Raw genomic sequence first — 888 nt, forward strand, 5'->3', positions numbered from 1 at the left:
AAGGAGTAGGTGCGTATATTCTATAGCCTTTAGCCCGGCATCTGCTTAAAAAGGAAACGTCTTCTCCTAGTGACACATGGGGAAATCGTATTCGGTCGAACACACGTCTTTTAAATAAGATGGTCCCTCCCGCAACTAAACCAACGAATTTATTCTGTCGCTTAGGAAAGCGGAGGACGAGCAGCTTTCTTGCTTCGAGATAGGCCAAATATGCCCGTTTTCCCACAACATCAGCATTTGATCGATGCAACGCCTTCATCTGTCCGGTCAAATAAAACGGGGAGTAGAAATCATCGTCATCGAACTTTGTGATGAACGGGTATTTCGCTTTGCTTACAGCATAATTCAGGCATCGACCTAAAGATTCCTTTTCAGGAATCTTATAAACTGAGACATTTTTATATTTTTTAGCTATTTGTCGATACTTTGTTAATTCCATACTTTCTTTATTCAAGACAATAATCAGTTCTTTTACCGGGTAATGCTGATTGTTGTAATTCGTGAGAATATTATTAAAATAGTGTGGTCGGTTTGTACTCGTGATGATAGATACTCCCTGTGGAGATTTAGAAAACTTGCCCATTCCCTTACCTCCTTATCTGCAGAGTGTGTAATCATCTGATATCGTTATATGTTCATCTAAATAAAAGTGCATGTATGCTTGTTACCATATATTGTACAATTAATTTAAGATCCTCAACTAAACTAGACATTTGTATAAAAATTGCTATTTTTGTGAACATGTCCACGCCCTGTTTTGGTTAGGTTGGGGTTCTATTTCGAGAAATCCTGTAAAAAACAGAGCGGTTTCTTCGCCATTGTTCCACGGAAGCTAAAACGGCTGCCAGGGCGGAAAACGGAGGAATATCAGGCTTGAAAATAAAGAGT

1 protein-coding gene is annotated in these 888 nt (G+C 39.1%); it reads right to left on the reverse strand.

All coding sequences use genetic code 11. The features are described from left to right. Positions 1 to 583 (reverse strand): glycosyltransferase family 2 protein (locus GC098_RS04065; RefSeq protein WP_171641221.1); only part of this gene is annotated, 583 nt, incomplete at its 3' end. Positions 584 to 888: the final 305 nt, after the last annotated feature.

This window comes from Paenibacillus phytorum (assembly GCF_013141715.1).
Classification (GTDB): domain Bacteria; phylum Bacillota; class Bacilli; order Paenibacillales; family NBRC-103111; genus Paenibacillus_E; species Paenibacillus_E phytorum.